The 24,786-nt window shown below is 41.1% G+C and carries 29 protein-coding genes and 2 tRNA genes; 15 read left to right on the forward strand and 16 right to left on the reverse strand.

Translation table 11 applies throughout. The features are described from left to right. Positions 1 to 12 precede the first annotated feature (12 nt). From F995_RS04300 to F995_RS04310, 3 genes are all read left to right on the forward strand, one after another. A complete protein-coding gene (locus F995_RS04300; RefSeq protein WP_004645595.1) occupies positions 13 to 711 on the forward strand; it encodes a DUF3820 family protein in 699 nt (232 codons plus the stop codon). A 101-nt stretch (positions 712 to 812) separates the two neighbouring features. Beyond that, a complete protein-coding gene (locus tag F995_RS04305) occupies positions 813 to 1,460 on the forward strand; it encodes a hypothetical protein (RefSeq protein ID WP_004645596.1) in 648 nt (215 codons plus the stop codon). Positions 1,461 to 1,678: 218 nt separating this feature from the next. Further along, positions 1,679 to 2,029, forward strand: a complete 351-nt coding sequence (locus tag F995_RS04310) for a hypothetical protein (protein ID WP_004645597.1) — start codon at positions 1,679 to 1,681, stop codon at positions 2,027 to 2,029. A 253-nt stretch (positions 2,030 to 2,282) separates the two neighbouring features. Here the strand turns inward: F995_RS04310 and F995_RS04315 are convergent, their stop codons facing one another. Further along, on the reverse strand, positions 2,283 to 2,501 hold the full coding sequence (locus F995_RS04315; protein WP_004645598.1) for a hypothetical protein: 219 nt from the start codon (positions 2,499 to 2,501) through the stop codon (positions 2,283 to 2,285). A gap of 507 nt (positions 2,502 to 3,008) precedes the next feature. After that, positions 3,009 to 3,710, reverse strand: coding sequence for an IS1 family transposase (locus tag F995_RS04330; protein WP_004282341.1), 702 nt, complete (start codon positions 3,708 to 3,710; stop codon positions 3,009 to 3,011). Positions 3,711 to 4,290: 580 nt separating this feature from the next. Between F995_RS04330 and F995_RS04335 the strand changes: the two genes are divergently transcribed. Beyond that, positions 4,291 to 5,862 (forward strand): sensor domain-containing diguanylate cyclase, encoded by a 1,572-nt coding sequence (locus F995_RS04335; RefSeq protein WP_004645599.1) that lies wholly within the window; start codon positions 4,291 to 4,293, stop codon positions 5,860 to 5,862. A 35-nt stretch (positions 5,863 to 5,897) separates the two neighbouring features. Here the strand turns inward: F995_RS04335 and F995_RS04340 are convergent. Further along, positions 5,898 to 5,973, reverse strand: a tRNA-Arg gene (locus tag F995_RS04340). Positions 5,974 to 6,163: 190 nt separating this feature from the next. On the opposite strand from F995_RS04340, the gene F995_RS04345 reads away from it, so the two are divergent. The 7 genes from F995_RS04345 to F995_RS04375 all read left to right on the forward strand — a co-directional run bounded on the left by F995_RS04345 (position 6,164) and on the right by F995_RS04375 (position 12,263). After that, positions 6,164 to 7,099 (forward strand): ABC transporter ATP-binding protein, encoded by a 936-nt coding sequence (locus F995_RS04345; protein WP_004645601.1) that lies wholly within the window; start codon positions 6,164 to 6,166, stop codon positions 7,097 to 7,099. Continuing rightward, positions 7,096 to 7,869, forward strand: coding sequence for an ABC transporter permease (locus tag F995_RS04350; protein ID WP_004279041.1), 774 nt, complete (start codon positions 7,096 to 7,098; stop codon positions 7,867 to 7,869). Before F995_RS04345 ends, F995_RS04350 begins: the two co-directional genes overlap by 4 nt. After that, positions 7,869 to 8,684 (forward strand): NADPH-dependent 7-cyano-7-deazaguanine reductase QueF, encoded by an 816-nt coding sequence (gene queF, locus F995_RS04355; protein ID WP_004645602.1) that lies wholly within the window; start codon positions 7,869 to 7,871, stop codon positions 8,682 to 8,684. The genes F995_RS04350 and queF overlap by 1 nt, the downstream gene beginning before the upstream one ends. A gap of 19 nt (positions 8,685 to 8,703) precedes the next feature. After that, the gene (locus tag F995_RS04360) at positions 8,704 to 9,357 is read left to right on the forward strand and encodes a hypothetical protein (protein ID WP_004645603.1); all 654 of its coding nucleotides are present in this window, start codon (positions 8,704 to 8,706) and stop codon (positions 9,355 to 9,357) included. A 304-nt stretch (positions 9,358 to 9,661) separates the two neighbouring features. After that, complete coding sequence (gene mltB / locus F995_RS04365) at positions 9,662 to 10,663, forward strand: lytic murein transglycosylase B (protein ID WP_004645604.1); 1,002 nt, start codon at positions 9,662 to 9,664, stop codon at positions 10,661 to 10,663. 288 nt (positions 10,664 to 10,951) lie between these two features. After that, the gene (locus F995_RS04370; protein WP_004279046.1) at positions 10,952 to 11,566 is read left to right on the forward strand and encodes a septal ring lytic transglycosylase RlpA family protein; all 615 of its coding nucleotides are present in this window, start codon (positions 10,952 to 10,954) and stop codon (positions 11,564 to 11,566) included. 241 nt (positions 11,567 to 11,807) lie between these two features. Next, positions 11,808 to 12,263, forward strand: coding sequence for an Mpo1 family 2-hydroxy fatty acid dioxygenase (locus tag F995_RS04375; protein ID WP_004645605.1), 456 nt, complete (start codon positions 11,808 to 11,810; stop codon positions 12,261 to 12,263). A gap of 33 nt (positions 12,264 to 12,296) precedes the next feature. Here the strand turns inward: F995_RS04375 and F995_RS04380 are convergent, their stop codons facing one another. The 3 genes from F995_RS04380 to rpsB all read right to left on the reverse strand — a co-directional run bounded on the left by F995_RS04380 (position 12,297) and on the right by rpsB (position 14,707). Next, positions 12,297 to 12,797, reverse strand: coding sequence for a DUF3465 domain-containing protein (locus tag F995_RS04380; protein ID WP_026055722.1), 501 nt, complete (start codon positions 12,795 to 12,797; stop codon positions 12,297 to 12,299). A 145-nt stretch (positions 12,798 to 12,942) separates the two neighbouring features. Next, positions 12,943 to 13,818 carry a translation elongation factor Ts gene (tsf, locus tag F995_RS04385; RefSeq protein ID WP_004645608.1) on the reverse strand — a complete coding sequence of 292 codons (876 nt, stop codon included), beginning with the start codon at positions 13,816 to 13,818 and terminating at the stop codon, positions 12,943 to 12,945. 142 nt (positions 13,819 to 13,960) lie between these two features. Then, positions 13,961 to 14,707, reverse strand: a complete 747-nt coding sequence (rpsB, locus tag F995_RS04390) for a 30S ribosomal protein S2 (protein WP_004279050.1) — start codon at positions 14,705 to 14,707, stop codon at positions 13,961 to 13,963. A gap of 206 nt (positions 14,708 to 14,913) precedes the next feature. Here rpsB and map point away from each other — a divergent pair, with 206 nt between their 5' ends. Both map and F995_RS04400 read left to right on the forward strand, forming a co-directional pair. Continuing rightward, on the forward strand, positions 14,914 to 15,741 hold the full coding sequence (gene map, locus F995_RS04395; RefSeq protein WP_004645609.1) for a type I methionyl aminopeptidase: 828 nt from the start codon (positions 14,914 to 14,916) through the stop codon (positions 15,739 to 15,741). Positions 15,742 to 15,995: 254 nt separating this feature from the next. Continuing rightward, the gene (locus F995_RS04400; RefSeq protein WP_004645610.1) at positions 15,996 to 17,231 is read left to right on the forward strand and encodes a pyridoxal phosphate-dependent aminotransferase; all 1,236 of its coding nucleotides are present in this window, start codon (positions 15,996 to 15,998) and stop codon (positions 17,229 to 17,231) included. A 63-nt stretch (positions 17,232 to 17,294) separates the two neighbouring features. On the opposite strand, the gene F995_RS16910 is transcribed toward F995_RS04400, so the two are convergent. Together F995_RS16910 and F995_RS16915 are read right to left on the reverse strand one after the other, a co-directional pair. Continuing rightward, on the reverse strand, positions 17,295 to 17,846 hold the full coding sequence (locus F995_RS16910) for an MATE family efflux transporter (RefSeq protein ID WP_004645612.1): 552 nt from the start codon (positions 17,844 to 17,846) through the stop codon (positions 17,295 to 17,297). Positions 17,847 to 17,849: 3 nt separating this feature from the next. Then, on the reverse strand, positions 17,850 to 18,641 hold the full coding sequence (locus tag F995_RS16915; protein ID WP_004645613.1) for an MATE family efflux transporter: 792 nt from the start codon (positions 18,639 to 18,641) through the stop codon (positions 17,850 to 17,852). Between the two features lie 268 nt (positions 18,642 to 18,909). Between F995_RS16915 and F995_RS04410 the strand changes: the two genes are divergently transcribed. Further along, positions 18,910 to 19,347, forward strand: coding sequence for a PaaI family thioesterase (locus tag F995_RS04410; RefSeq protein ID WP_004645614.1), 438 nt, complete (start codon positions 18,910 to 18,912; stop codon positions 19,345 to 19,347). A gap of 35 nt (positions 19,348 to 19,382) precedes the next feature. Here F995_RS04410 and F995_RS04415 read toward each other — a convergent pair whose 3' ends face one another. After that, positions 19,383 to 19,838, reverse strand: a complete 456-nt coding sequence (locus F995_RS04415; RefSeq protein ID WP_004645615.1) for a hypothetical protein — start codon at positions 19,836 to 19,838, stop codon at positions 19,383 to 19,385. A gap of 236 nt (positions 19,839 to 20,074) precedes the next feature. On the opposite strand from F995_RS04415, the gene F995_RS04420 reads away from it, so the two are divergent. Further along, positions 20,075 to 20,150 (forward strand) — tRNA-Asn (locus tag F995_RS04420). A gap of 195 nt (positions 20,151 to 20,345) precedes the next feature. Here F995_RS04420 and F995_RS04425 read toward each other — a convergent pair. From F995_RS04425 to F995_RS04455, 7 genes are read right to left on the reverse strand one after another with little or no spacing between them, the layout of a single operon-like run. After that, positions 20,346 to 20,999, reverse strand: coding sequence for a MiaE family protein (locus F995_RS04425; protein ID WP_004645616.1), 654 nt, complete (start codon positions 20,997 to 20,999; stop codon positions 20,346 to 20,348). Between the two features lie 13 nt (positions 21,000 to 21,012). Next, positions 21,013 to 21,738 carry a pyridoxine 5'-phosphate synthase gene (gene pdxJ, locus F995_RS04430; RefSeq protein ID WP_004645617.1) on the reverse strand — a complete coding sequence of 242 codons (726 nt, stop codon included), beginning with the start codon at positions 21,736 to 21,738 and terminating at the stop codon, positions 21,013 to 21,015. Between the two features lie 13 nt (positions 21,739 to 21,751). After that, positions 21,752 to 22,462: a DNA repair protein RecO gene (recO, locus tag F995_RS04435; RefSeq protein WP_004645618.1), complete on the reverse strand. Its 711-nt coding sequence runs from the start codon at positions 22,460 to 22,462 to the stop codon at positions 21,752 to 21,754. Between the two features lie 11 nt (positions 22,463 to 22,473). Continuing rightward, the gene (locus F995_RS04440; protein WP_004645619.1) at positions 22,474 to 22,671 is read right to left on the reverse strand and encodes an NF038104 family lipoprotein; all 198 of its coding nucleotides are present in this window, start codon (positions 22,669 to 22,671) and stop codon (positions 22,474 to 22,476) included. A 36-nt stretch (positions 22,672 to 22,707) separates the two neighbouring features. Next, positions 22,708 to 23,736 carry a GTPase Era gene (gene era, locus F995_RS04445; RefSeq protein WP_004645620.1) on the reverse strand — a complete coding sequence of 343 codons (1,029 nt, stop codon included), beginning with the start codon at positions 23,734 to 23,736 and terminating at the stop codon, positions 22,708 to 22,710. After that, entirely contained in the window at positions 23,736 to 24,434 is a 699-nt protein-coding gene (gene rnc / locus F995_RS04450) for a ribonuclease III (RefSeq protein ID WP_004279062.1), read from the reverse strand. The genes era and rnc overlap by 1 nt, the downstream gene beginning before the upstream one ends. Beyond that, complete coding sequence (locus F995_RS04455) at positions 24,406 to 24,777, reverse strand: DUF4845 domain-containing protein (RefSeq protein WP_004645621.1); 372 nt, start codon at positions 24,775 to 24,777, stop codon at positions 24,406 to 24,408. The genes rnc and F995_RS04455 overlap by 29 nt, the downstream gene beginning before the upstream one ends. Positions 24,778 to 24,786: the final 9 nt, after the last annotated feature.

The following is a 24,786-nucleotide window of genomic DNA, read 5'->3' on the forward strand; positions in this document are numbered from 1 at the left end:
CACATTTCCGACATGCAGGCCATTATTCTTGATACCGAAACGCATACTTTAAATGGTCAACCCATCGAAATTGCTTATGCGCCTGTCGAAATTGTAGAGCATAAAATCAGTCTGGATAAAAGCCGCCTGTTTGATCAGCTCTACTCATGTGACGAAGCTATTTCTTTTGCTGCCATGGCCGTGCATCATATTCTGGAATCGGATCTGGAAGGTCAGCCGCATTACAGTACCTTTCGCCTGCCTGATGAAACCGTCTACATGATCGGCCATAATATTGATTATGACGTCCGTGCCATCGAAAAATGTGGTGTAGATACTTCAAAAATCAAGGCGATTTGTACACTGGCTTTAGCACGTCGGGTCTGGCCAGATGCGGAAGCACACAATATTTCTGCCCTGATTTATATGATCACCAAAGGCAGCGAAAGAGCGCGTGAAATGATCCGTAAAGCGCATCGTGCCGATATGGATATTATTTTAACTGCCAATATTTTGATGCATATTGTGCATCATTTAAAAATCAACAGCATGCAGGAATTATTCGACGCTTCTGAAGATGCCCGAATTCCACGTACGATTAATTTTGGTAAACATCGCGGCACTGCTATTGCAGAACTACCTGCTGACTATGTGCAATGGTTGCTGCGTCAGGATGAACTCGATCCTTATTTACGCAAGGCACTTGAAAATACGGCGATCACGACATTATAGGTCTTATCAAAATAAACCTCTGTATTTTAATAAATACTTCATATTAATGTAATTTTCACAGACTATGCTCTAGCTGAATTTAAGCAACCATCTATTCAGTTATGATGCATTTTTATAAAACTCAACGTGGGATCGAGGTGCTACAGGATCGCTCCATCCCACTGACCGCACGCCAACGCCGCTTACTGGTTCTGATCGGCAGCCAGGATTTCAACTTATTAAATGATGGCTTAAAACAACAGCTTGCTCCTACCGAACTCTTAGATCAACTTTATGCCATGGATTTAATCGTTCCGGCTGAAACTGGCGAGGTAGCCATCAGTCAAAAGCAGGCTGATGCAAGAACAGATACAAAAGTTGACCTGGCACACTCCGAGATTAACCGATCGTTGGACTCATCGATAGCAGCAGCTTCTGCGACAAAAGAACTCCATCCTGAGATGGAATCCATTAAAGTAGCGCAGGACATTCCATCTGCTGAAACGGATTCAAGCCATGCAAAAAAGCTGCCTGAACTGCAACCTATGTCTTTTGAAGACCTTAAATATATGATGATGGAAAGCTTACAAAAATATTGTGGCTTGATGGCCAAGCAGCAAATTCATCAGATTTTACAGGCGCCGGATACGCGCAGTTTAAAACTGTGCCAAATGCAATGGATCACGTCCCTTCAGGAAAGCCGTATTGCTCCCCAAGAATTGAATCACATTCTGAAGCAGATCAATTTTGCTTTAGATCAATTGCAGTAAAATGAAGCGCCTGAATAAGAACATCTTAGTCTTTTAAACTCTTAAATAAGTGAGTTTAACAATGAGGCAGCTTTAATTATTCAAGATAACTAATTGGTTATTTGATATATTTATATTTAAGCAAAATTTAAAGCTCGAAATATCCGACTTAAGCGTGATAGAAAAAGAATTATAATCCCGCCATATAGTGAGCATAGACATCCGATTGGATCATGTATATGTCACATTATTTAGAATTCGATGCGTTCGATAATCCCATGCAACTGAGTAAAGTTGGCAACTGGGTGATCACCTTTTTAAGTCCGGTTGAAGAACTGCAATTTGTGCAACTGGCGATTACCTATGTGCTTCCCCGCCAGATCAGTGACAGCTTGCAACCGCGCCGTATATTGATTCAAAAAAGTCCCATTGAGCATCATTGGCTGATCCAGGCCATTGAATGTTTTGACAGCACGACTCGTCAGGAAATTTCTTTAAGCCCTGAGCATACAATCGCACAGCAAACTTTAGTGCAGATTCTAAAAGATTTTGAAAAATATGATGTGAATGTGCAGCTTAAACAGATTTAAATATTTGCTCACTCCAGCGAGCTTTTTTATTGTTATGGGATATTTCTTCGGCCAATTAAAGCCCATTATCACGTTGTCTTCTCTTAGAGATTGAATCAACTTATGATTATAGCTGCACACATTAGCATCCAAGCTAGCAAATACCAAAGTATAAAAAAACTCACCTAAATGGTGAGTTTTTTAACTGCTGAATCGGTGATTTCGGATAAATAAGTTCAATTTTTTTCTACCTATCTGAAGTTCACTGATTAAATTATTCGATAACGCGATAAATATTTGAAGATTGTTGGCTTTCAAACAACAACTCAATACTCGGCAGAATGGTTTCACCATCCACCACGATGTGTTCAATTTTTTTGACCAACTCAGCTGCATGATGAATGTTGTGCTCTGCAAAGGAACGCAGCATCGCTTTCGCTTCAGTCACTTGGCTAAATTGATCTTTCACTTTGATATCAATCATCTTTGACATTTTTCCTTCCTCTCTCATTATCCAATTTGCAGTTTTTTATACCATAATTAGCCAAGCGATTAATCTTCAAGATGTTAGCGAATTTGGCAATGTAAACTTTTTTATCTGAATGGATTATAAGAAAAAGAATATTAAACTTAATGAATTGTGCAGACATTAAAAAAGCTCGCATTTCTGCGAGCTCTGTGTTGGATGGCTAGTGCTAGATTTATTGTCTGGTGATAAACATCAAACTCAACTAACTGTCATTGATCCGTCCAACTTATCGGTAGCGTCTTATTGATTTTACGACCTACCATGAGTTGAATATAACAGTATTTTTTTAGCCGACAATACCCTTTTACACTTCTAAAAGAAGACTTATACAAGATTTCAATTGTCATTTTTTTAAAGCAGATTAGAATATTTATGGCTTGCCATCCGAAGAATTTTGTATTTATATCATCTTTATTTAATTCATTGATTTCTAGAAAAATATCTGGTGGTGTTTCAAAAAGTATGCTGGCATTAAACGAATCCATTATTGATATAAAAGAACACTAAATCAAAGGCTTTGAAATGATTTTCAAGCTTTTTGGAGAAGTTGCAGCTTCTCCTAAAGCCTCGCCTGATTCGATGCCGTAATCGACAATTATTGCCTTCTATACCCACAGTGAAAAATTTACCAATCAACTGTTTGCATTCTTTAAAGGTCGTAACAAAGCTATCCCAATGGTCACTTGATATACATGTATAGCTTACACCTAACTGCTTCAATTTTAATTTAAGTCGTTTTGCAGTGGCTAAATCTCGGTTACCCCATACATAAGCAACAATTTCACCTGTTTCTCGATGATAGGCATAAATTAGCCATTGTTTATTTTGCTTATGACCAACAAAAGTCCAAAACTCATCTACTTCAAGGGTTTCATAATGACTTTGCTGTGCTCGAAGTTGATATTTTGATTGGCTAAGTGTCCGTAGAACTTTACCGATACTTACTCTTTCAATTTCTGCTATATCCCTGACACCACTGCCTCGCACCATGAGGTGTAATATTTTGGTTTTGATACCTGAGTGACAGCCTTGATAACTGAGAGCATGATCACCAATAAATTGACGTCTGCATATTTTACATTGGTAATTTTGCTTACCATCTACTTTTGTGCCATTTTTCTTTATACTGTCACTTAGGCAGGCTGGACACTTGATTTCTAGAGTTATTCGCATTTCTCTATTTTATCAAAATCCAACCTGCTTTTTTTCAGCATACTTTTTGAAACACCACCAAATATCTTATTAAGTATACGATTTCCGATTGAATAGCCCGCTCAATACTTTCTTTCCTAACCTCTAATAAGCGCTTCAAAATTTAAACTCGAATATGATTTTTTATGAAAAAATACTTCCGGAAAAGGACGCAATATTCAAAGAAACTGCTGTCATAGAATCTATACGACTAATTTTAAAAGGTTATTTTCAAAAATTGGCGATAATTCAATCTCCTCATTAAGGTCAATTAACCATATTTTTGTCTGAGTACTTCATCATTTAGAGGGACGGATCAAAATTATTGAATAGATTTTCTGAACGTTAAATGTCATATTTTTATTTGTAGCATAGTTAAATATTCAGAACCTTACTCAGCTTTTCAAAGCTACCCTATTTACATGCAATCGATCTGTAAACTCTAAATTTGATCAAAATAAAAACTCCTACTTAATAGAAATTTAATTTTATATCAACCTTAAACATTGAATATAAATGCAATACAATGCTCATAAATACATCGAGATATATATAACTTTTTATGTCAGCTAATAATTTTAGGAAACACCTTGATCTCAATTTAAGGCAGTTAATACTTTTATTAGCTATTTTCAGTGTGTCTAGCCTTTTTATTATTTCTCTCATTATTAGCTATCAGATCGTAAAAAATCAGTTAATCGACAATTCTCTTGCCTTAAATGCTGACCATGCCCATAAAATTGCATTAAGTACAGACAACCATTTTAGAAATATGCTTCTTGAACTGGACTATAGTGCCAAAATATTAGGTCAAGACTTTAACAACAATGAACTTAGAGAAGCCGAGGTCAATAAATTAAAATATCAGTCTGAACACTATAACAGTGTCGTGATCAGTGATACCCAAGGCAGACTAATAAACTTTTCGCCTAATATTTTGCATATTGATAAAAGCAAAATACAACATACTCAAGGGATTATTGACTCTCTCCATAAAAAATCGACTTATATATCTTCACCCTATTTTTCTGTACAAAAAAATATGATCGTGTTTATTTCTCAACCTATTTTTGACAAGTCAAATCACTATCAGGGCTTCATCGGTGCAGCGATTTATTTAAAAGAAAAAAATGTAATTAATCAGCTTCTAACCACTTATAAAAATTATAAGAATAGTTATATGTATGTGATTAACAATGAAAATAAAATTATTTTTCATCCGGATCGTGAAAGAATTGGGCAATGGGCCAGCAATAATACTGGTCTGCAATATATGCATGCGCATAAAAATGGTCAAATTCGTTTAATCAACAGCCAGGGCGTTGATAATCTGGCAGGTTTTTCTCATATTCCGACTTCAAACTGGATCGTGGTTTCCCAGCAACCTACCCATGACTTACTTAAACAGGCAAATTCTATCCTTTATAAATTGGCCGCAGGATTCTTTTTATTTTATTTGCTGGTTTTTTATATTGTATGGCGGCTGTCTGATTCTATCTCGGCCCCGTTGAACCAACTGGCAGATATGGCGAGTTTACTGAATCAGGCAGAAATCGGCTCAAAAATTAAGGATATCCAGCCTTGGTACTATGAGGTCACAAAATTCAAGTTAGCCCTACTGCTGAGTGTTCGAAAATTTTCACAACAAATGAGCAAGATGGATCATCATATTAATACAGATCCTTTAACCGGCTTGATGAATCGTCGTGGTTTGAATTATGTCATGACTCAAAACATGAAAATGAACATCCCTTTTTCAGTGCTTCTGATGGATGTTGATCATTTTAAAAACATTAATGACAATTACGGTCATGATCAAGGTGATGTTGTCTTAAAGCATATTGCCAAGACGATGCAGCAAAAATTTCGTAAAGATGATATTTGCTGCCGCTACGGTGGTGAAGAATTTATCATTATTATACCGAACAGCAATCTCACTGAAGTTTATGAAAGCGCAGAAAGGTTCAGAAAAGAAATTGCAGGTAAAGAGATTCAGGACATAGGTCACATTAGCATTTCGATTGGTATTGCTTCTTGGCCAGACAGTTCTAAAAATATTCTAGACGTTTTGAAAATTGCCGATAACAATCTTTATCGGGCGAAAGATGATGGCCGTAACTGTGTGCGTTACTAATTTGATTTATTTTTCAGATTTATAGATTAAATAAATGGTGCGCTCAGCGGGACTCGAACCCACGCCACAGGCTTCGGAGACCTGTACTCTATCCAGTTGAGCTATGAGCGCATCTTTTTTGGATCGCGCACATCATAACAAAAAAAAGCATAAGGTAAAGCAACTATCTCTAACTTCATCATTTTTATGCTTAAGCTTTATACAATGTTCCAAAACAGCAACACAGAATTGCATGTGAATCACTTGGCTTATTTTGCGAGATCACTCACAATATCTCAACTTTTCACCATTTGAGATATTCATGACTGATGCACTGATCTTAAGGGATGTGTCAAAGACCTATCGCAATGGCTTTCAGGCATTGAAAGGGATTAACTTAAATGTACCAGAAGGTGAATTTTATGCGCTATTGGGGCCTAATGGCGCAGGAAAATCTACTACCATCGGTATTATCAGCTCATTAACAAAAAAAACCTCCGGTACAGTCGAAATTTTTGGTCATAATCTGGATACCCACCCTTCCCAGGCCAAACAGTGCCTAGGTGTAGTACCTCAGGAATTCAACTTTGCCCAGTTTGAAAAAACCTTTGATATTTTGGTGACTCAGGCAGGCTATTACGGCATTCCTAAAAAAATTGCACAGGAACGGGCGGAGCTTTATCTGACCAAACTGGGTTTATGGGAAAAGCGTGCCACTCAGGCCCGCATGTTATCCGGCGGGATGAAACGTCGCCTGATGATTGCGCGCGCCATGATGCACGAACCGAAACTGCTAATTCTGGATGAACCGACGGCAGGCGTTGATATCGAGTTGCGTCGTTCGATGTGGGAATTTTTAAACGAGATGAATGAAAAAGGCACCTCTATCATTCTGACCACGCATTATCTAGAAGAAGCAGAAATGCTGTGTCGCCGTATTGCGATTATTGATCGCGGTGTGATTAAAGAAGACACCACCATGAAAAGCTTCCTGAGTCAGCTCAATGAAGAATCGTTTATTTTTGATCTGGCCGAACCGATTGAACCTTTGCATCTGGATATCATCGGCGTGCGTTTTAACCTGATCGATCCGATGACCTTAGAAATTACCATGGATAAGGCACATACCATGAATGATCTGTTCCAGTTGCTGGAATCACAGAATATTCAGGTACGCAGTATGCGCAATAAATCCAATCGTCTGGAAGAACTTTTTGTGAAAATGGTCGAGAAAAATCTGGATGGAGCTGCGCAATGAACATTAATCAACTCAGTGTAGCTTTATATACCATTATCTATAAAGAAGTGCGTCGCTTTATGCGCATCTGGCCACAAACCTTGTTGCCACCTGCAATCACCATGAGCTTGTACTTCGTGATCTTCGGTAATCTGGTCGGCTCACGCATTGGAGAAATGGGCGGCTATAGTTATATGGAGTTCATTGTGCCCGGTCTGATTATGATGGCCGTGATCACCAATAGCTATGCCAACGTCTCTTCCAGTTTCTTCAGCTCAAAATTCCAGAAAAGCATTGAAGAACTGATCATGAGTCCGGTACCGATGCATGCCATTTTATGGGGTCATGTGTTGGGTGGTGTGATTCGTGGGATACTGGTTGCAATCATTGTCAGTGCAGTGAGCTTATTTTTTGCTGACTTATATATTACTAACTGGTTTGTGACTATATATACAGTCTTGATCACTTCCTTGCTGTTTTCTTTGGGTGGTTTTATTAATGCCGTCTATGCCAAATCTTTCGATGACATCTCGATCATCCCGACTTTTGTGTTAACACCACTGACCTATTTAGGTGGTGTGTTTTATGCTATTTCGAGCTTAAGCCCATTCTGGCAAAATTTATCTTTAATTAATCCTGTCGTGTATATGGTCAATGCCTTCCGCTATGGCATTTTAGGACATAGCGATGTCAATGTCGCCATTTCACTGACAGTGATTACCTTATGTTGTGCCGTGCTGTATGCAGTGGCCTATCATTTACTCTCCCGTGGTTCAGGAATGCGTGAATAATGAGTGTAGAACAATCTCTCCTTGGTAAAGACACCAATTACCCGACAGAATATCAGCCCGATGTTCTGTTTCCGATTTCGCGCGCGCCTGCCCGTGAACAATACGCACATGTCGAAGCGATTCAGCAAGGTGCAGACTGGTGGCATGTTTTTGAAATTTCCTGGTTAAATTCAACCGGTGTGCCGCAAGTGGCTATTGGCCGCATTAGCTTGCCAGCGTCTTCGCCGAATCTGATTGAATCCAAATCCTTAAAACTGTATTTCAATAGCCTGAATTTTGCCAAGTTTGAATCTCAAGATGCCTTTATCACGACGGTCCAAAAAGATTTATCTGCTGCGGCTGAAGCTGAAGTTAAACTGCAATTGTTTCAGGTCGATGAATTAGAGATCAGCAAGCCGGAAGGCATCTGCATTGACGAGCTGACACCTGAGCGCCTAGAAAATCATCCAGATGCCAGTTTATTGGCTTTGGATTCGGATGATGCAGCAGAAGGTGAAATCCAACTGTATTCACATTTACTCAGAAGTAACTGTCCAGTCACTGGCCAGCCGGACTGGGGAACAGTTTTTATACGTTATCAAGGTAAAAAACCTTGTTATAAGAGTATTTTAGCTTATATTATTTCCTACCGTCAGCACAATGGGTTCCACGAACAATGTGTGGAGCAGATGTTTGCCGATATCTGGCAGCAACTGAAACCGGAAAAGCTGATGGTCTACGCAACCTATACACGCCGTGGTGGATTGGATATCAACCCTTGCCGTGTATCGGATTTAACATGGATGCCTCGCCCTATTCGTTTAGCGCGACAATAAAAAACATTGAGGTTGAACAATGCCATTTTTTGGGTTTATTCCTTCTGCAGAGCTTTTAAATACAATTCAGACTGCACAAAAAAACAAAAATTCAAGTGAGCCGCTTTACCCATTGCGTGATAAAACCGCATTGATGATTAATGATGAAATTATTGATGCGATTCTCACCGAGCTGGTGCGTCGCTTCCCTGCCAGTGATAAACGCGATACTGCGGAAAAACTGGCTGGCTATATCAAGTCGACTGTTGCAGTTTTGCTGAAACAGTTATTGAGTAAAGCACCAAATGACGTAGTCAGAGAGTCGATTGCATTCTCTGAGCGCAGTCTGTTTAAAGATCCTGAAGGGCATTTCCGCATTGGTGAGTCACTAGATGCCAATCTGGTAACTAATTTAAAACATCATTATGCGGAACTTAAAGCCGGTCAGAGTATCGATAAACAAGCGTTCAGTAACCTGTACAAGCAATTTGGTGAAGCGACAGTCCGACATTTTATGGTCGACTTTAATAAAACCCTGGATCTTGGCATGATCAAACGCAAGGCAGCAGATATTGGTGCATCTGCAGTGATCAAGGCCATCAATATGGCAGCAGATAAAATTATTCTGAATTTGAATAAAGATGAGCTGCGTGCCATGGCTGAATATCACGATACTTTGTTCTATACAGAATAGTTTTGGATAGCATGGTTTCAAGATTTTCTACAAATCTTGAGGAATTAGCCTGACTTCGGTCAGGCTTTTTTATGATCAGTGAAATAGCTTGTTACAGATAAGCGGCTCTATAAGACAGACTGCCGTAAAAATAGCCAATCCATCGCTATTTTTGTATAAGCGGCTAGGTCTCTTATTCATCCGAATGTTATCTTTAATCTGGCACTTTAAGCCCCACGATTGAAAAAATTTATCAATCTTTTTCATGGCATGATTCAAATGACATCGCCAGCAACTCATCAAAAAAACTGGAAATCGTAGCAAGATGTTGAAATCGGATTTTTATAAAAAGTTTAAGCAGCTTTCAATCGCACTTACCGCATTTGGTCTCAGCAGTTTGAGTCTGGCCAACGATTTCCAATATCACCCTTCTTATGCCGCTTTTAAGCAGAACGCCATGCAGAGCTATGGGCTAAGTGCCCAGCAAGTAAATTCCGCCATGAGCGGGACGCGTAATTTGCCTAATATTATCAATATCATGAATCGCCCAGGTGAAAGTAAGCCTTGGTATTCGTATAAAACTAACTTCCTGGCTGAATCTACCATTCAGCGCGGCGTACGTTTTAAACAGCAATATGCAGAAACGCTTAACCGTGCTGAACAACAGTTTGGTGTACCACAGGCGATCATTCTGGGCATTTTAGGTGTAGAAACCGGTTTTGGTAGCAACAAGGGCTCTTTTGTCACTCGTGATGCCCTAGCAACCTTAGGGTTTGGCTATGAACGTCGTGCCCAATATTTTCAGGATGAACTGGCTGCTTTAATTGCCTGGTCGTATAGAGATGGTGTTGCCACCTCTTCTGTGGTGGGTTCGTATGCCGGCGCTGTTGGCTATCCGCAGTTTATGCCGAGCAACATTCCAAAATTCGGCGTGGACTACGATGGCAATGGTCATATTGACCTGCGTAACTCAGCGGTAGATGCGATTGGTTCGATTGCCAACTATCTGGCACAGCATGGCTGGCAGCGTAATCAGCCAATTGCCTTTCCGGCACGTTATACCGGTTCAAATCCAGATGCCGTGATTGCCAAGGATCTGACTCAACCTACCCCCTATGGTGTGTTAAAAACTCAAGGCATCAGCCCAATGAATCCAATCGTAAAAATTGACGATCTGGATCTGGTTAATGTAATTCAATTACAAGAGAATTATGGCTCGATTTACTATATCACTTATCCAAATTTTCAAGTGATTACCACTTATAATCGCAGCCGTATGTATGCTACTGCTTTGTGGTTATTAGGTACCGAAATTACCAGCCGTTAACACTAAAAATTAATACAAATTATGAAAGTCAACATTTTTATGGGTTAATTTGTGCATATTTTAAGCAATTTTAATATTATGTTACAATATTGATTATTTTTTGATCAATCATTGTTTATTTTGCGTTCTTTTTTTAACTATTTTAATTAAACACTAGACAGGGTATTGCTGGCATGAATATTATCCATTTCGTTAAATGTAGTTGCATAAGTTAAATATCAGGCATGTTTACATGGTTTTTCAGCCATTTATGAACAACCAATAGATATGCTGTTAGGAGTTGATTCGATGCATTCTTCAATTTTGAAGTCTTTTATGGCCATTGCCACGATCGTCACGCTGACGCAATCGCAGGCAGATATGGTTCCGTCATCTTCATTCACCAATGAAAATGACAATTCGCGTCTTGCAACGCGAGTACTCAATAAAGAAGCTCAAAGCTTCAATTCAAATTTCACAAATTTGAACAGCCTTTCAATCACTGAGCGTTCTGGCGATAAAGTTCGCCGTGAAACCATTGCAGCGAAAATTGAACTTCCTGCAGAAGAGCCTTCAGTGATTGAAAAACTGAATACAGTGGCTTCTAATACTGTACGTAAATTCAGTCAGACAGGTACAGCGTCTTGGTATGGTCGTCAATTCCACGGCCGTAAAACTGCAAGCGGTGAAACCTTTGACATGAACGCAATGACGGCTGCTCATCGTAGCCTGCCATTGAACTGCTATATTCGCGTAACTAACCGCAATAACGGCAAGAGCGTTGTGGTTAAAGTAAATGACCGTGGTCCTTTCCATGGCAACCGTGTTGTTGATTTATCTTACGGTGCTGCGAAACAGTTGGGTATTACCAGTGCAGGTACTGCAAAAGTCAGTATTGAACGTGTCGCTGGTCCAAATTCTTAAGATTTGACCTGCAACACATTTAACAAAAGCCACAGCAATGTGGCTTTTTTATTGTGCTCATTTTCTAGAAGAATATAAACGCTCATGCTCAGCCCTATCTTAAAGTTCTTTCAAGAAAATTTTGGTAGGCTCATCCTGCCTGATAAAATTCGCTCGCTTGCATGATTAACTTTTGACCATATCCGGATTCTGCTTTATATTTCCAGATAAGCAAAAACATGTTCATGGAATGGAGCGAAGAATGAAAACAATATCTGAATGGTTTGATGAATATAGCGACAGCCATCAAAATAAAACCAACAAGCTAATTCACTGGGTTTGCGTACCGACCATCTATTTTTCGATTATTGGCATTCTGGCGCATTTCAGCGCTTTGCTGACTACCCTGCTACTGGTTTTGGCTTTTATCTTCTATGCACGCCTAGATCTTGTTTTGACAGTAGCGATGGCTACGTTGACTTTGGTCATGGCCTGGCTCATCTGGATTCTGCCAGTCGGTACCGGTTTCTTTATTGCCCTGTTTGTCTTAGCCTGGATTGGCCAATTTTATGGGCACAAAGTGGAAGGTAAAAAGCCTTCGTTCTTCAAAGACCTCCAATTCCTCCTCATTGGCCCAATTTGGTGCATGGATGCCTATTTAGGTAAAATCCTACCGAACTGGAAATCGCGCCATAACAGCGCAATTATGAGCGTTTAAACGCCATATTCGATTTATCCAATTAGAAGAACCTTATTGATAGGTTCTTCCTTGATGTTTTAACCAGCCATCGACATGTTTTCGCGCAGGGTCATGATGCGTCCAGTGAATCACCCCGCCCTTGTCACTGTATTCATATTCTCCATAAAACTCGACCTGATCCTGTTTTTGAATACTCTGAATACGCGGTGCCAGATCGATATTATGTGCAACCAGTACAGTTTGGCCATTTGGTAATTCGAGGATAAACTTTTGATGGCGCGATCCTTCATGATCATCTGGCAAAACGGCAATCACCTGCCCGCTTGAACGCACTTGTAGATCACTCTGGCGCTGTTGAAACGCCCGTGCAATTCGGTCCAGATCATCAGTCGTTTGAGAGGGTACTAAATTAGGCTCTGAATCAAGCGTTTCAGTTGTAGTATCAGATGCGGATGGAATAAGTGGTTGGGATTGTTGTAGATCCAGGCCCAGATAAGCAGCAATCAACAGTGCAATGACTGCACCGATGCTCAGATTGGTTTTATTTGGCATTTTTATAACTTTTTTATTAAATGATGAATACATGATCTGAGCTCTATCACCAAACCCAAATCCTATTCTTGAATTGCTGATGAAGAATAAATCAACATAAAAAAGCCCCATCAATCAGATAGGGCTTTTTCTAATTCCTAAGGAATTATTTTGCAGCAGCTTGAGCAGCAGCAACTTCTTCAGCGAAGCTCATTTCTGCTTTTTTCTCAATGCCTTCACCAACTTCGAAACGAACGAAGTTTGCAACTGTAGTACCAGTTGCTTTAAGAACGTCTGCAACTTTCTTGTCGTTGTCGATTACGTACATTTGACGCTCAAGCACAACTTCATTCAAGTATTTCTCAACAGAACCTACAACCATCTTCTCAACGATATTTGCTGGCTTGCCAGATTCAAGTGCTTTCGCTTCAGCAATTTCTTTCTCTTTCGCGATAAGCTCAGCAGAAACGCCTTCAGCATTTACAGCAACTGGATTGAACGCAGCAACGTGCATTGCCAAGCCTTTACCTGTAGCTTCATCACCAGTGTAAGAAACAACAACACCGATTTTAAGACCGTGTTTGTAAACTGCAAGGTTTTCGCCTTCAACAATTTTCGCACGACGTACTTGGATGTTTTCACCGATTTTTTGAACAAGAGCGATACGCGCTTCTTCAACAGTCGTACCATCTTCTAGTTTCAATTCAGCGATTTGAGCAGGATCAGTTACGTTTGCAGCAAGTGCAGCAGCAGCAACTTTCGCAGAGAAACCAGCAAAGTTTTCGTCTTTTGCAACGAAGTCAGTTTGACAGTTAACTTCTAGAAGAAGTGCTTTGTTGCCGTCTTGAGCAATTGTGATCGCGCCGTCAGCAGCAATGTTACCTGCTTTTTTAGCAGCTTTAGCTTGACCAGATTTACGTAGGTTATCGATCGCTAATTCAACGTCGCCGCCCGCTTCTGTCAAAGCTTTTTTACATTCCATCATTGCAAGACCAGTACGATCGCGCAATTCTTTAACCATGCTTGCTGTAACTGCAGTCATGTTTATCTCCTAAATTCGGTAGAAAATGAATTCTTTTTAGAACAGAAACGGCCCAGAGGAGTTCTCATGGGCCGCCTGCATACATAACGCTTACTTTGCCACCATCACATGTCGCAAAAATGACAAGCTAGCGTCAAACGCATTAAGCCTCAGAAGCTGGAGCTTCTTCTGCTTTAGCTTGTGCATTTGCTTGTGATTGAGCATATTCTTTACCAGCAAGAATCGCATCAGCCATAGCAGAAGCATAAAGTGTTACTGCACGGATCGCATCATCGTTACCCGGGATAACGTAGTCTACGTTGTCTGGGTTAGAGTTTGTATCAACGATACCGATTACAGGAATACCAAGGTTCTTAGCTTCTTTGATTGCAATCGCTTCGTGATCAACATCGATTACGAATAATGCGTCAGGTAAACCACCCATGTTTTTAACGCCGCCTAAGCCACGCTCAAGTTTTTCCATCTCACGAGTACGCTCTAGAGCTTCACGTTTAGTCAGCTTAGCGAAAGTACCGTCTTGAGATTGAGTTTGAAGGTCTTTTAAACGGTTGATAGATTGGCGAAGTGTTTTCCAGTTCGTCAACATACCACCTAACCAGCGGTGATCTACATATGGTTGACCAGCGCGTTGAGCTTGTTCACGGATGATCGCAGAAGCTGCACGTTTAGTACCAACGAACAAAACTTTGTTCTTTTTGCTAGCCAAGTTGTTAGCAAAGTTCAAAGCATCATTTAACGCAGGAACAGTGTGCTCAAGGTTGATGATGTGAATTTTGTTACGCGCACCAAAGATGTAATCACGCATCTTTGGATTCCAGAAACGAGTTTGGTGACCAAAGTGCGCGCCAGCTTGAAGAAGGTCGCGCATGCTTACGTTGTAATCTGCCATTTTCTTTACCTTAAAGTTTGGGTTAGGCCTCCATATACCCGCATTCTCCACCCTAAAGGGCACCCAGAGTAATGTGTCGATATATGTGCGGATTTTTTGCCTCATCGCACAAAGCCCGTGAAATTTATTCACGAAAAAGCATTTGATAAAATGGGCGGCTATTTATACCATAGTCACACACAAATTTCCAAAAGTTTTTAGAGATCATGAACAACACTTACCAAGCTCCACGTCGACTCATCAAAACCTCTGACGAAATTGAAAAAATGCGTGTGGCAGGGCGACTGGCGGCAGAAGTTTTGGATATGATCAAACCGCATATTGTTCCGGGTGTCACCACTCTGGAACTTGATACGATTTGTCATGACTATATTGTCAATCAACAACAGGCGATTCCTGCATGCTTAGGCTATGGCGCTGCACCGGGTCGACCTGCCTTCCAACATACCATTTGTACTTCTGTGAACCATGTGGTGTGTCACGGCATTCCATCAGACAGTAAAAAATTGAAAAAAGGCGACATCCTGAACATTGATGTGACCGTGATTAAAGATGGCTATCATGGTGACACCAACATGATGTACATCGTGGGTGGTGAAACCACGATCCTTGCCAACCGTCTATGTAAGGTAGCGCAAGAAGCCATGTACCGGGGTATTGAAACTGTAAAACCGGGTTCAACTATTGGCGATATTGGTCATGCCATTCAGCAGTATGTTGAATCTGAGCGTTTTGGCGTGGTACGTGAATATTGTGGTCACGGTATTGGTACGACTTTCCATGACGAACCGCAAGTGCTGCATTATGGTCAACCAGATACTGGCATGGTGCTTGAAGAAGGCATGACCTTTACCATTGAGCCAATGGTCAATGGCGGCGACTGGAAAACCAAATTACTCGGTGATAAATGGACAGTGGTCACCAAAGATCACTCATTGTCGGCACAATATGAACATACAATTCTGGTGACTAAAACCGGCGCGGAAATTTTAACAGCACGCCCGGACGAAGATTTGTCACGCTTTAGTGCGTAACCACAACATCAACAACACAAAATGGTCACTTTAAAGTGGCCATTTTTATTTTATATTTCATGCATCAATATGCATGACCGAGATGTAAAAAGTCTCCCCTTGCCTGCTTCCAGCACATCGAAATTCAAGATAAAGTTCGGCCAATACACCATTTTTTCCTTAAAGTTTTCCAAATTCTTTTGCCCTATCTGCACCATTTTAGGCTAAGATAATGTGCTTTTTATTTTTTAATCCCTATAAGAAGGAATACTGCCGTGGACGTACGTCTCTCTGATCGTGTGAATGCCATCAAACCGTCCCCTACGCTTGCTGTGACCAACAAAGCTGCTGAATTAAAAGCTGCAGGTCACAACGTGATTGGTTTGGGCGCAGGTGAACCAGATTTTGATACCCCTCAACACATCAAAGATGCAGCAATTGCAGCGATTAACAACGGTTTCACCAAATACACCGCTGTTGACGGTACGCCAGGTCTTAAAAAAGCCATTATTGCTAAATTCAAACGCGACAATAACCTAGACTATGCAGCAAACCAGATTCTGGTTTCTTGTGGTGGTAAGCAATCATTCTTTAACTTGGCCCTTGCTTTGTTAAACAAAGGTGATGAAGTCATCATCCCTGCACCATTCTGGGTAAGCTACCCGGACATGGTGATCATCGCTGAAGGTATTCCTGTTATTGTGAAATGTGGTGAAGAACAACGTTTCAAAATCACCCCTGAACAATTAGAAGCTGCAATCACTGACAAAACACGTCTAGTAGTATTGAACAGCCCGTCTAACCCTACAGGTATGATCTACACTAAAGCTGAGCTTGAAGCGCTGGCTGACGTACTGCGTAAATACCCAGAAGTATTTATCGCATCTGATGATATGTACGAACCAATCCGTTGGGATGACGAGTTCTACAACATCGCAACAGTTGCACCAGACCTTTATGACCGCACGATTGTGTTAAACGGTGTATCTAAAGCCTATGCAATGACTGGCTGGCGTATCGGCTACGCAGCGGGCCCTGCTAAACTGATTGGTGCAATGAAAAAGATCCAATCTCAGTCAACTTCAAACCCAACTTCAATTTCGCAAGTTGCTGCTGAAGCTGCCTTGAATGGTCCTCAAGATGTACTTGAGCCAATGATTGAAGCATTCAAACGTCGCCATGACCTAGTTGTGAAAGGCTTGAATGACATTCACGGTATTTCTTGCTTGCCTGCTGATGGCGCATTCTATGCATATGCCAACATCAAACCGTTGATTCGTGCCAAAGGTCTTAAATCTTGCACAGAATTCTCTGCATGGTTACTGGAAGAGACTGGCGTTGCAGTGGTTCCTGGCGATGCATTCGGTCTTGGCGGTTTCATGCGCATCTCTTACGCTACTGCTGACGAAGTACTGGTGGATGCACTTGCACGCATCAAGAAAGCGGCTGATTCAATCGAAGGCGTTGATGCTGCGATTGCTTCAATCGAAGCTGAAAAAGCTGCAAAATAATCTAGCTTGCTAAATAAAAAAACCCGCGAATTTCGCGGGTTTTTTTATGTTCTTCAACATGTATTAAACAGTGAGCCGTATTCGCTTATAGCTCAAGTATTTAATGAGTAAACAAACAAAACATAGACTTGCTGCAATCGTGTACGCAATACTCAACATCCACCAAAAACCATGAATCCCCAATGCATTGCTTTGCCAATTGAACAGTGTCATTGGATGATACGCCACATACCAACTACCCCCTAAGCCCACGACCAACACCGTACTGATAAAAATAAACATTGGTCTGACAATTTCACGCCAGCAACGTAGCATTGCCAAACTAATCACCAGTAGCGCATCAAAGATATGCATCCAACACATTAACAAGATCAATGCCAAGGCTAATGCAATCACCTGCGCATCATTGCTAAATAACCCCACAATCCAACTATCTAAGCCCCAAATAGTCAACACGACAACGATAGCTATTAGCATCACAGCCATCAGTGCCCGCTTACTGAGTTGCCATGCAGCATCAATCTGCTCCGCACCGATTTTAGTCGACACCAAAATACCGAAGGCGGATGCCATCGACATCGGCAACATAAACATCAGGCCCAATAAACCAAGCATCACCTAATGTGCATTCACTACAATGTCACCCAAAGGCAAGATCAGCAAGGCAATCGCGCTGATGGCAAATACATCCACAAAAGTCACCACCGCATTGGGCAATCCAATTTTTAAAATTTTCAACAAAGTCTGCCAGTGAAAGAAAACACCAGACCACTGGATCTTTAACTTATGCTCAAGGAAGAAAAAATAGTAAACAAACAGCAGTACCCACTGCACAATCAAATGTGCCATGAATGCACCTTCAACGCCATAGCTTGTAACATAACCCTCAATGCCATAAATCAAGACATAAGCCAAAGCCACTTTGAGCAGTAAATAGATCATATTGGCGTAGAACACGCGCTTAGCATGCCCACAGGCTTGGGTTAAAATATATAAAATACGCAACAATAAATGCGCTGGAATCGTCCAAGCCAACAGCCACAGACATGGCACAATCAATGTCTGTAAGGCCGCATCTGCCTTTAAAAAATCAAGCAAAGGAGTCGCATGATTAAACAAGTACATCGCAACAGCAGAAATCACCAGTACAATCAAAATACTTTGCTTCACAATACGTTGGATGTCCGCATAATCCTGACGCCCATTGGCTTCTGCCAACTCTTGCATCATGCCCTGTAACACCCCAATACCCGTCACAAAGCACAAAGAATAAACAGACAAACAGACTGCCAATGCAGCCACATGCTGAGGTGAAAAATGTGATAGAAAAATCACGTCGAACAAACCACTTAGCATAATAATGGCATTACTGAGAAAAATAGGCACCCAAAGATGCAGAAACTGTTTCATCACCCTATCACTCGATTTTTTAATTCTTTTATAAGATTCGTTTTTTTTTGGCAGATTATTTAGATCTGAGATATTTCATTAGAAATGTATACCAGTATCGTGCCATAAATTATTCTATTTCTTATTTTTTATAAAAATGATTTTACTCAGGTGCAGGCAATATACTTCTTACAAAATAATCCGCCATTCCTATACCAGATTGCTATTATCGATGTCACAATTTTGAATTAAACCTCAACAACTCAAGAATAATGGCAGGAAAAGTACAATGAACCCAAAAGAAATGAGCGGTTTAGCATTACTGGAAGCGATGCGTGATGAAAAAATCCCGGCCCCAAGTATTAGCGAAACCATGTCGATGCAACCAGCAGTGATTGAAAGCGGAAATGTAGAATTTAAGGTCAAAGCTGATGATCGACATTTAAATCCGCTTGGCGGCGTCCATGGTGGTTTTGCTGCAACCGTTTTGGATACCGTGACAGGCTGCGCGATTCATACTTTACTTGAAGCAGGTGTCGGTTATGGCACCATTGATCTGAATGTAAAGATGTGCCGCCCCATACCTCAGAATCAGCCACTGAAAGCCGTAGGAAAATCAATTAATCTCAGTAAAAATTTAGGTATTTCTGAAGGTCAGATTCTGGATGAAGAAGGTCGCCTGTATGCTCATGCCACTGCGACCTGTATGATTATTCGGACTGAATGAAATTGCTAGCCTGCACAACTCATCAGGTAATTCATTTAAATAATACTGCTTTTCGCCTGCCCCGCTTCAACAAATGACAAGCGTGGTCGAGTTAAGCCTTGAAACTCAAAATAATGCTTGGAAACATTGGCTAATTCCACATCTTGTGTTTGTGTTATTGAGGCTTGCCACGCTTTAGACTGATTGGTTCCCGTCAAAAGATTCCCAGAAATGGCATAGATATAAAGATCTTTGTCTTGCTCTTTCAGATAGTCTGCATTCAGGAAAACTTCAAAGTTAAATTGACGTTCAGTTTCTACCAACCATTTTTCTGCAAACCATAATTGCAGCAAATCACCTAAATAAAGTGATTTTTGCGCCAAGGGCCATAGCGTGATATGAGCGTCTTTAACCGGGATATAATACTGTGCAGGATCAGCAATAATTTGCAGATAGTTTTCTTGATAATAAGCGAGTTGAGAGAAAATTTGAGGGATGCAGAGCGTATTCATTCGCTGTCTCCGGTTTAGCCATTTTTGTGCTGGCAAGTAGGTTTAAATCCACACTGTTTGACCATTTGGTCAAACGACTTTATGGTTTTAATCTAGCAAGTGAAATTTATTCTGACAAGTATTTTTCGTGAAATTTATGCAATTGCCTAAATTAAAAACAGACAGGCTGTATTTATAATAAATATGATAATTTTTGCTTGACCCCTGTCAAAATCTCTCTATAATCGCTTTCAGATTCTCCAATAGCTCAGTCGGTAGAGCGACGGACTGTTAATCCGCAGGTCCCTGGTTCGAGCCCAGGTTGGAGAGCCAAATTCAAGAAAGCCCACTCATAATGAAGTGGGCTTTTTTATTACTTAAAATTTGACGGCTTGTTATTTTCAAATATTTAAAATAAATAATTATTTTCAATCCCTCATAAAACTCGATATATAAATACCCCTCTTTTAAAATTTCGAGATATAAAAAATCCCCCATAGATGGAGGATTTTTAAGCTGTCACCGAGATTAAGCCGCTTGAGCCGGAACACCGCTATGAAAACGGAAAGTTTCATCAGGCGTGAGAATTAGCTGTTTTTCAACTTCACGAATATGCAGGATTCGCTCCTGAATATCCTCTTTCGGATTTTTCAGTTTCGCTGTGGTAGCCACATCCATCGCCAAAGCCAGATAGTCTTCAAAATGGCGAGATTCGGACTTGAGCAGGTAGCGGTAGTAACGTGCCAATTCATCATCAACACGCGAAGCAAGCGCGTAGAAACGCTCACAGGAACGTGCTTCCACAAAGGCACCAATCACCAAGACATCAATCAACGCTTCAGGTTCAAAAGTCCGGATTTCTTTGCGTAAACCACTAGCATAACGCCCTGCACTCAAGTTCTGCCAAGCCTGACCGCGCTTGTTCATCAATTCAAGTACCTGCTCATAATGCAGCATTTCTTCCCGTACCAGCTGTGCAAGCTTCACCTGTAGATCAACAAAATAGCTATAACGAAACATCAGGTTCATGGCCGTGCTGGCCGCTTTTTTTTCACAGTTGGCATGGTCCTGCATCAAGATTTCCAGATTTTCGACCGCCATATCCAGCCATGCTTGCGGTGTTTCACAACCGAGGAAAGCAATCACCGGCTGCATCAGTTCATCATAATTAATATTCGACATAATTACTCTAATCTTAACGCGCTGACTTAATCACGGCTTTCATTTGCTGAACCGCTTGTGCCAGACCAACAAATACCGCATCCGCAATTAAAGAATGACCGATATTGAGCTCATGAATCTGTGGAATCGCAGCAATCGGCGTCACGTTATCCAAATTTAAGCCATGGCCCGCATTTACCACCAAACCTTTAGATGCAGCATATTCAGCACCTTTCACAATGCGTTCCAGTTCCGCTTGTTGCGCTTCTGGAGTTTCTGCATCGGCATAGGCGCCTGTGTGAATCTCAATCGTCGGTGCACCACAAGCAACTGCTGCATCAATTTGTGCAAAATCGGCATCAATAAATAAAGATACATCACAACCAATGGCTTCCAGCTCTTGAGTCGCGGCTTTTACAGCATCAAAATTACCCACGACATCCAGACCACCTTCAGTGGTCACTTCCTGACGTTTTTCAGGAACAAAACAAACATGCTGTGGCTTGATTTCCTTGGCAAAGGCGATCATTTCATCTGTTACCGCCAACTCAAGGTTCATACGGGTTTTTAACGCAGGACGCATACGACGTACATCGTCATCCTGAATGTGACGACGGTCTTCACGCAAGTGCAAGGTAATGCCTTCTGCCCCTGCCTGTTCGCAGATCAATGCAGCATTGACTGGGTCTGGGTACGTCGTACCACGTGCTTGTCTTAATGTTGCGACATGGTCAATATTGACACCAAGTAATGCAGCCATAATCTTTTCCTAACTACGATTGAGATTGAGAGTTTTGAATCCAGAGTTGTCGACTCTTTAATGGTCGATCACCAAGCAAGGCCGTGATCACCTGTCGATACAGTTTCGTCAGTAATTGTAACTGTTCCGGATTAAAATCCCCACCATTTTCATGCATCAACATACTTAAAATCTGTTGACCAGACATAGTGGAGCGTAAGGCTTTGGCCGATGGCATAAAGCCGGCATTGAGCTGAAAATAATAATGCTGTAGTGGATCAATCTGCGCCTGATTGGCATCTACCGAAAAATCCAGACCATAACCGAGTTCTTCCAACAAAACATGCTCAAACTGGCGCAAGATCTGTTTTAAATATAAATTTGGATTGGATTGTGCGGATAACTGCTGCAATGCAGTCAAAGTCTCAGCATATTTGGCAAAAGTTTGCGGCATTTCGACTTCTAAAGGACATAAGCGCAACAGGATTTCATTCAGATAAAAACCCGAAAAAAAGGCATCGCCAAAAAAGAAAATCGGCTGATTAACAATTTCCAGTTTAGTAAAATTTTTGAGTTCGGATTTACCCGAAGCCTGCAAACGAATAGGCTGATATTGCGGTGGTGGCATTTGCCTGAGAATACCATCTACCCTGCCATATTCTTGAGTAAATAAATGCACAATATGACTGCGTTCACGGTACTTACGATGATGAATCAGATAACCATGCAGTACTTCGTTACGCATAAGCGGGCACTTTAATCCTTATCTTTTTTTGATTTTTTATCATCTTCTTCGTCATCCCCATCTGGGATCACTGCTCCCACAACAGCCGCAGTGCCTTTGACTGCGACTTTTGTGGTTTTATAAGCCACCTTGACAGGAACCGTGACCACTTTATGAATACAGCCTTGCAGAAATAAAACACATGCAACCACTGCCAACACTTTCATCATCAAAGAATTCCTCGAGGGGGCTTATATTCTTATCGCTTAGATATCACTATAACCTAAGCTTTTTAATGCACGTTCATCATCAGACCAGCCGCCTTTGACTTTCACCCAAAGGGTTAACATGATTTTCTGTTCGAACATTTTTTCCATGTCGAGACGCGCATCCATACCGATTTTCTTCAGTTTGACACCTTTCTCGCCAATCACAATGGCTTTTTGGCTCGGATGATCGACAAAAATCGTGGCATCAATATAGGTACAGGCAGCTTTCATACGACCGGTTTTTTCATTCAAGACCGGCTCTTCAGTTTTGAATGATTCGATCTGAACGGTCAAATCGTATGGAAGCTCTTCACCCAGCTGACGCATGATCTTTTCACGGATAATTTCAGACGCCAGGAAACGCTCTGAACGATCGGTCAGTTGATCCAGTGAGTATAGTGGTGGCTGGAACGGAAGATACTTGGCAATCGTGTCACGTAAATGTTCAAGATTGGCACCACGAAGCGCAGATACCGGTACGATTTCCGCAAAGTTCATCAGCTTTTCGCGTTCACGAATCAGCGGCAAAGCTTCGTTCTTGTTTTCAAAAGTATCGAGCTTGTTGATCACCAGAATCACTGGCATTTCAGCATTTTTCAGCTTTTCCAGAACCAGGTCATCATTTGGCGTCCACTTTTGTGCATCCACTACGAATAAAACCAGGTTCACATCGCGTAAAGCCGAATGTGCCGCACGGTTCATCATTTTATTGATGGCACGGACTTCTTTTTTATGCATCCCCGGTGTATCGACAAATACCGCCTGAGATTTTTCACGTGAATCAATCCCCACGATTTTATGACGTGTAGTTTGTGGTTTACGTGAGGTAATCGAAAGTTTTTGACCCAGAATATGGTTCATTAAGGTAGATTTACCCACATTCGGGCGACCTACAATGGCAACAAAACCACTACGATAATCCGATGGGATCTCGGTGCCTTGTGCACTAAAAAATTGACTAATAAGGTCGTGACTGTCGCTTTGCGACTCGTGATCAGCATCAATGTGATCGGAATGAGTAGTCATTAAGACTTATGCTCCAAAAGTTTCAAAATATCCGCCGCAACGGCTTGTTCAGCAAAACGCCGGCTCGCGCCTTCGCCTTGCATGGTCGGCAATCCCGCAATCTGGCATTCCACTTTAAAATGCTGATTGGGTGCATCACCTTGAATATCTACAACCTCGTAAACTGGGAGAGGTTTCTTACGTGCTTGTAAATACTCTTGTAAGCGAGATTTAGGATCTTTAAGCTGATCTGTCGGCTCAATATGATCTAAATATGGCTCGTACCATTTTAACACAATCGGTTCTAGCACAGTGAGATCACCGCAGTCGACATAGATTGCACCAATAATAGCTTCTACCGTATCTGCCAGTATAGACTCACGATGATGACCGCCAGATTTCAATTCACCGGTACTGAGAATTAAATTCTGGCTCAGTTTTAAATCATTGGCGATTTTTCCTAATGCTTCCTGACGAACCAAGGTCGCACGCATACGCGTCAACCGGCCTTCATTTTCGCTTGGATAGGCATTAAAAAGATAATTCGCAATGATCATCCCTAAAAGAGAATCGCCCAGAAATTCCAGGCGCTCGTAGTTGTGTTTATGACTGACTGAACGATGAGTCAATGCCAGTTTCAGCAAATCAGCCTGTTTAAACTGATAGCCGATCCGTTTGGCAAGACGTTCATCATTTAGCTTTGACTGTGCTTTGATCAAACTCTTTCTCAAACTTCATCACTAAATCGATATTCATTATGAAATTTTTACGAATTTCATAATTCTTGTGCACCTGTAAACCATCGGTATTGGTAACTTTGGCAATTTCGTCAAACTTCAGATCACGAATATTATTCATTTCTAAACGCTGACTCATCTGTTGACGGAATGTTTCTGGCGTTATATTGGCTGGAGCGCTTTTTAACAGCGCCTCAATCTCACCATCTACCATACGATCATCGAAGTATGGCCCCCACACTGCAATCGCCACTTTTGCAAGAAATGCAAAGCCCACGATTGCAATTAAAACCCCAATATAAGAAGCACCTTGTTGATGTCTCATTTTTATTTT

The organism is Acinetobacter sp. CIP A162, assembly GCF_000367905.1.
GTDB classification, from domain to species: domain Bacteria; phylum Pseudomonadota; class Gammaproteobacteria; order Pseudomonadales; family Moraxellaceae; genus Acinetobacter; species Acinetobacter lwoffii.